At 72.0% G+C, this 6,052-nt stretch carries 7 protein-coding genes; 4 read left to right on the plus strand and 3 right to left on the minus strand.

Annotated elements, in window-relative coordinates:
* Positions 1–172: 172 nt before the first annotated feature.
* From ACFVDP_RS41480 to ACFVDP_RS41490, 3 genes are all read right to left on the minus strand, one after another.
* A complete protein-coding gene (locus tag ACFVDP_RS41480; protein ID WP_383502267.1) occupies positions 173–910 on the minus strand; it encodes a transglycosylase SLT domain-containing protein in 738 nt (245 codons plus the stop codon).
* A 320-nt stretch (positions 911–1,230) separates the two neighbouring features.
* Positions 1,231–2,313: an S-adenosylmethionine:tRNA ribosyltransferase-isomerase gene (locus ACFVDP_RS41485; RefSeq protein WP_383502270.1), complete on the minus strand. Its 1,083-nt coding sequence runs from the start codon at positions 2,311–2,313 to the stop codon at positions 1,231–1,233.
* Entirely contained in the window at positions 2,310–3,008 is a 699-nt protein-coding gene (locus ACFVDP_RS41490; RefSeq protein ID WP_383502273.1) for an SDR family NAD(P)-dependent oxidoreductase, read from the minus strand. Before ACFVDP_RS41490 ends, ACFVDP_RS41485 begins: the two co-directional genes overlap by 4 nt.
* 182 nt (positions 3,009–3,190) lie before the next feature.
* On the opposite strand from ACFVDP_RS41490, the gene ACFVDP_RS41495 reads away from it, so the two are divergent.
* The 4 genes from ACFVDP_RS41495 to ACFVDP_RS41510 all read left to right on the plus strand — a co-directional run bounded on the left by ACFVDP_RS41495 (position 3,191) and on the right by ACFVDP_RS41510 (position 5,907).
* Positions 3,191–4,336, plus strand: coding sequence for a GAF domain-containing sensor histidine kinase (locus tag ACFVDP_RS41495; RefSeq protein ID WP_383502276.1), 1,146 nt, complete (start codon positions 3,191–3,193; stop codon positions 4,334–4,336).
* Positions 4,329–4,970, plus strand: coding sequence for a response regulator (locus ACFVDP_RS41500; protein WP_383502279.1), 642 nt, complete (start codon positions 4,329–4,331; stop codon positions 4,968–4,970). Before ACFVDP_RS41495 ends, ACFVDP_RS41500 begins: the two co-directional genes overlap by 8 nt.
* Positions 4,971–5,151: 181 nt before the next feature.
* Positions 5,152–5,397 carry a chaplin gene (locus ACFVDP_RS41505; protein ID WP_361546879.1) on the plus strand — a complete coding sequence of 82 codons (246 nt, stop codon included), beginning with the start codon at positions 5,152–5,154 and terminating at the stop codon, positions 5,395–5,397.
* A 270-nt stretch (positions 5,398–5,667) separates the two neighbouring features.
* Positions 5,668–5,907: a chaplin gene (locus tag ACFVDP_RS41510; RefSeq protein WP_383502282.1), complete on the plus strand. Its 240-nt coding sequence runs from the start codon at positions 5,668–5,670 to the stop codon at positions 5,905–5,907.
* Positions 5,908–6,052: the final 145 nt, after the last annotated feature.

A 6,052-nucleotide genomic window follows, 5' to 3' on the forward strand; every position in this document is an offset into this window, starting at 1 on the left:
TGGTTTGGGGGGGTCCGGATGGTCGTACCACCCGGGCCACGGGGTCATACGGAGGTGATGGGCGGGGGACCCACAGGAAAGAAAAGAGAGGGGCCACCTCTTTGGGGGTTCCCCCCCCTTCTCTGCCGTGGGGGTCAGCGTGTTCCGGACCCGGAGGTCCCGGCAACGGGTCTCAGTACGCGCTGTTCACGTTGTCGATCGAGCCGTACTTGTCGGCCGCGTAGTTCGCGGCGGCCGTGATGTTGGCGACCGGGTCGTAGATGTTCGCGGACGTACCCGACACGTGGTACGCGGAGAACGTCGGCTGGATGACCTGGAGCAGGCCGATCGACGGCGTGCCGTTCTGGGCGTTGACGTCGTAGCCGTTGACGGCGTTCGGGTTGCCCGTCGACTCCCGCATGATGTTGCGGTACAGGCCGTCGTAGCTGCCCGGAATGCCCTTGGACTTCATGATGTCCAGCGACTGACGGATCCAGCCGTCGAGGTTGTTGGCGTACGTCGGAGCGGCCGCCTGCGTCACCGTGGCGGTGCGCTGGGTGGACCGGCTCGCGGCCGCCTTCGCCTCGCGCTCCTTCTTGGCCTTCGCCTCGGCGTCGGCCTTGGCCTTCGCCTCGGCCTGCGCCTTCTCGTCGGCGGCCTTCTTCGCGGCGGCGGCCTTGGCCTGCGCGTCGGCGGCGGCCTGCTGGTGGGCGACACCGGCCTGCACGGACTTGATCTGCTGGGCGCCGGCGTTCGTGCTGAAGGCGACCGGAGCGGCGGCCACGGTCTCGTCCTGCGCCGATGCCTGCGTGTCGTGCCCCGGCACCAGCGTGGCCGCGAGGGCGGCGGCGCCGAGCGCGGCGACACCCGCCACCGAGAGCTTGTGGGTGCGGGTCAGCGGACTATGGCCGAAGGTGCGGTGCCTGGACATGGAGACGGGGACCTCTCGAAGAACGGAAGCCGCCCACCGGTCCGCGATACGGATGCCGTGTTTGGGACACGAACGCCGCGGGTACAACCCCGCGGCGCTGAGCGACGGTGGCCATTCTTAGCGGCCGCAAAAAACCGTGGCAAAGGTGTGACGTACGAAGCCGGGTAGTGGACCGGGGCGCGAAAAAAGGGGGCCGGGAGCCCGCTCCCGACCCCCAGCCCCCGCCCCGCCTCGGGACTTAAGTCCTCTGCCGTTCCACTAAAGCCCTTCGTACGTGACCTGTGCCCTATGTGCGGGGTCACATCCGGAGCGTTGCCGTTTCACGCAAAGTTGCTGTCGCAACGCACAGGGTGAGGCTTCTCCTCCGGGAGGATGAGGTGGACGTCCCCGAACTCGTGCCAGAGGTAGAGCCCCCGCAGCGCCTCCTCGTACGTACGGCTCACGGCCGCCCGCCCCGCGATCGCCTCCAGCATCAGCAGATGGGACGCCTCCGGCTCGTGCAGCCCGGTGAACAGCCCGTCCACCACCCGCACCCCACGCTCCGGCGTCACGACCAGCTCCGTCCAGCCGCGCGCCGCCCGCACCACACCGTCGTCGCCCGCGGCGGACTCGACGGCCCGCACCGCGGTGGTCCCCACCGCGACGACCCGCCCGCCCCCTGCCCGCGCCGCGTTGATGAGCCGGGCCGACGCCTCGGGCACCTCGAAACGCTCGCCATAGGGCGGCTCGTGCGACTCCGCGGACGCCACCCCTGTATGCAGCGTGATCGGCGCGAACTGCACGCCCCGGCTCACCAGCCGCGCCACGACACGGTCCGTGAACGGCCGCGCCGCACTCGGCATCTCGGCGCTGCCCGCCCCGTTCGCGTACGGCAGTGCGAACACGGTCTGGTACACGGACAGCGGCTGGTCCCGCTCCGTGTAGGAGTAGCGGATCGGCCGCCCGCGCTCCCGCAGCAGGCCCGGCACGTCCCCGCTCGCCCGGACCCACCACAGCCGCTCGCTGCCCGCCGCGACAGGCTCCTCGTACACCAGGCGCACGCCGTCGGCGAGCGCCACGACCGATCCTGCGGGCCCACCCGCGCGCGGGCCCGTGGTGCCCCGCCCGTCCGGCTCCCGCAGCTCGACCGCCCAGCGCCCGCCGTCGCCCCGCGTCGAGAAATGCACGACCACGCGCGCGTGGCCGAGCGTTCCGTCCACGGCGGCCGCCAGCGTGGGGGAGGTGTTGACGACGAGCAGATCCCCGGCCCGCAGGACGTCCGGCAGCTCCGCGAAGCGGTGATGGGCCACCGCCGTCCCGCGCGACACCAGCATCCGTACCGAAGATCTGTCCCGGCCAGGCCCCCGCTGCTCGGCCGGGACCCGCGCCAGCAGTTCCTCCGGGACCCGCAGCGCGAGTGTCATCGCACCTCCAGCAGAGAAGGCGCCGCGTACCGGCCGCCGGCGGGCCGCTCATCGAGCAGACGCAGAAAGGCGGGCACGACGTCCTCGGGCCGCGGCACCTCGCTGAGATCCTCGTCCGGCTCGGCCGCCGCCAGCATGTCCGTACGCATCCCACCCGGATCGACCGCCCAGACGCGCAGCTCCGGCTCCTCCACGGCCAGAACGGCCGACAGCTGGTCGAGCGCCGCCTTCGTCGCCCCGTAGCCGCCCCAGGTGCGGTACGCCTCCGTGGCCGCGTCCGACGACAGGTTCACGACGGCACCGGCCGGCGCCCGCCGCAGCAGCGGCAGCGCCTCTTGGAGCAGCGCCAGCGGCGCCACCACATTGACCTCCAGCGCCCGGCGGAACGCCTCGACCGGCAGCTCCTCCAATGTCACCAGCGGCTCCACCCCCAGCACGCTCGCGTTGTTCACCAGCAGGTCGAGCCCGCCCAGCTCCCGGGCCGCGGCGATCAGCCCGGCCCGGTGACCGCCGTCCGTCACATCGCCCGGCACGGCCCGCACCTTCCCGCCGTGCGCCGCGAGCCGCACCGCGGTCTCCTCCAGCGGTGCCGCGTTCCGCGCGTCCAGGACGAGGTCCCAGCCCCGCTCGGCCAGCACGGTCGCCAGCGCCCGGCCCAACCCCCGCGACGCCCCCGTGATGATCGCTACTGCCATGACAATCGTCCCCTTGCTCCGGCAATCCTGCGTCCTGCTCCCAACGTAGGAACGGCGGGGGACCAGGCACCTCCGGCGCGGGTCGCGACGCACCGGGGCCCTTCGCCCTACGCCCACAGCCCTAGGCGGAAGCCGCCACAGGTCCGATACGGACTGTCACACCCCACCGGTACGGTTGGGTCATGAGTCACGGTCCACGGACTGGCCTCGGGGCGGTGAGCGCCGCACTCCTGGCCATGAGCAGGCACCTCGAGGTGCGCGACGTCCTCAAGACGATCGTCGCCTCGGCGCGCGAGCTGCTCGACGCCGAGTACGCGGCACTCGGCGTGCCCGACGACCACGGCGGCTTCGCCCAGTTCGTCGTCGACGGCGTCAGCGACGCGCAGTGGAAGGCCATCGGCCCCCTGCCGCGCCAGCACGGCATCCTCGCCGCGATGCTGCGCGAGGCTCGCACCGAGCGCCTCGCCGACGTCCGCGAGGACCCCCGCTTCGAGGGCTGGCCCTCCGCCCACCCCGACATGTCCGACTTCCTCGGCCTGCCCGTCAAGGACGGCGACGAGACGATCGGCGCCCTGTTCCTCGCGAACAAGAAGTGCCCGAAGCCCGAAGGAAGCTGCGGCTTCACACAGGAGGACGAGGACTTGCTCGGCATCCTCGCCCAGCACGCCGCGATCGCCCTGACGAACGCCCGCCTGTACGAGCGCAGCCGCGAGCTCACCATCGCCGAGGAGCGCTCCCGCCTGGCCCACGAACTGCACGACGCGGTCAGCCAGAAGCTCTTCTCGCTGCGCCTGACGGCGCAGGCCGCTGCCAAGCTCGTGGACCGCGACCCCGACCGCGCCAAGGACGAGTTGCAGCACGTCGTGGAGCTGGCGGCGGAGGCGACCGAGGAACTGCGCGCGGCCGTGGTGGAGCTGCGCCCCGCCGCCCTCGACGAGGACGGCCTGGTGGCCACGCTCCGCACCCAGATCCAGGTCCTCGACCGGGCCCACGGCGCCCACGTCACCTTCGAGACCGGCGGCATCCGCGCCCTGCCCGCCGCCCAGGAGGAGGCGATGCTGCGCGTCGCCCAGGAAGCACTGCACAACGCCCTGCGGCACTCCGGAGCCGCACGGGTCGAGGTGACGCTCCACAAGCACGGCGCGGGCGCACTGCTCCGCGTCACCGACGACGGCTCGGGCTTCGATCCGCAGGGCATACGCCGGGCGGGACGCCATCTGGGCCTGGTCTCCATGCGGGACAGGGCGAGCGGAGCCGGCGGCCGGCTCACAGTGGAATCGGAGCCCGGCAAGGGCACCACGATCGAGATGGAGGTCCCCGGTGGCTGACGCGATCAAGGTCCTGCTGGTCGACGACCACCAGGTCGTCCGCCGGGGCCTGCGCACGTTCCTGGAGGTCCAGGACGACATCGAGGTCGTCGGCGAGGCGGCCGACGGCGCCGAAGGAGTCGCCCGCGCCGAGGAGCTGCGGCCCGACGTCGTGCTCATGGACGTCAAGATGCCGGGCATGGACGGCGTCGAGGCCCTCCGCAAGCTCCGCGAGCTGGCCAATCCGGCCAAGGTCCTCATCGTCACCAGCTTCACCGAGCAGCGCACGGTCGTCCCCGCGCTGCGCGCCGGAGCCGCCGGTTACGTGTACAAGGACGTCGACCCCGACGCCCTGGCCGGCGCCATCCGCTCCGTCCACGCGGGCCACATCCTGCTCCAGCCCGAGGTGGCGGGCGCCCTGCTCTCCCAGGAGGAGACCAACAGCGGGCAGGGCAGGGGCGGTTCCCTCACCGAGCGGGAGCGCGAAGTGCTCGGCCTGATCGCGGACGGCCGTTCGAACCGGGAGATCGCCCGCGCCCTGGTCCTCTCCGAGAAGACCGTGAAGACCCATGTGTCGAACATCCTGATGAAGCTCGATCTCGCGGACCGCACCCAGGCCGCACTCTGGGCCGTGCGACACGGCGTCGCGGGCTGACCACGCGCGCTCCGGCGCACTACCGGACCGCATCACGCACGGCAAGGCGGCGGTTCCCCTCCGGTGTGAGATTCATACCGTCGTGTGGATGTCATCCGAATGGCGCATCCTGTCGGGCCCTGCCGCGTTCTCCAGTGCATGCTGCGGCGGCTGGCCGCGGTGATCGCAAGGAGGACTAGAAGTGAAGAACCTGAAGAAGGCCGCGGCTGTCACCCTCGTCGCCGGTGGGCTCGTCGCCGCCGGTGCCGGTCTCGCCTCTGCCACTGACGGTGCGCACGCCGACGGCAAGGCCGTGAAGTCCCCGGGCGTCGGCTCGGGCAACCTGGTCCAGGTCCCGGTCCACATCCCGGTCAACGCCGTGGGCAACACCGTGTCGGTCATCGGCGCCCTCAACCCGGCCTTCGGGAACCACGGCTTCAACGGCTGACACAGGCTCAGGGTCCTCAGGACCGTCGGCCCCCCGGGTGCACCCCGGGGGGCCGCTCCGTTTTTTGACCCACCCGCAGCAGTACGTACGGCGTACCCGCCGCTCCGCCGCCCGCCCCACCCCGCACTCACCCATTGGTGTCATGGTCGGCTTATTGACCAGATCGGGCGCATCGCGGTCCCACCCCGTGTCGTCCCCGCGGCCCACGCGTTTCGCAGCGTGCGCCTCCGCGGTTCGGGGGCGAACCGTACATCTGGAGGAACTTTTCTCATGAGCATCGCCAAGAAGGCCGTTCTGGCCGTCGCCGTCGCCGGCATCGCCTCGGGCGCGTCCGCCGGAGCGGCCTTCGCCGACGCGAACGCCGACGGCGCCGCCACCATGTCCCCGGGCGTCGCCTCCGGCAACCACGCCGAGGTCCCGGTCCACGTCCCGGTGAACGTCTCGGGCCTGTCGGCCAACGTCATCGGCGTCCTGAACCCCGCCTTCGGCAACGTCGCGTCGAACGTCTGACGCTCGCGCCCAGCAGGCACGGCGAGGGCCCCCCCGAACAGGCCCCCCGGGGACCCCCCCCCCTTCCTTGGGCCCCAGGCCCCCCCCCCCCCCCCCCCTCCCCCCCGAAAACATTCTACCCCGACACCCAGCCCCCACCCCCCAT

This window comes from Streptomyces sp. NPDC057694, assembly GCF_042799415.1.
Lineage (GTDB): Bacteria > Actinomycetota > Actinomycetes > Streptomycetales > Streptomycetaceae > Streptomyces.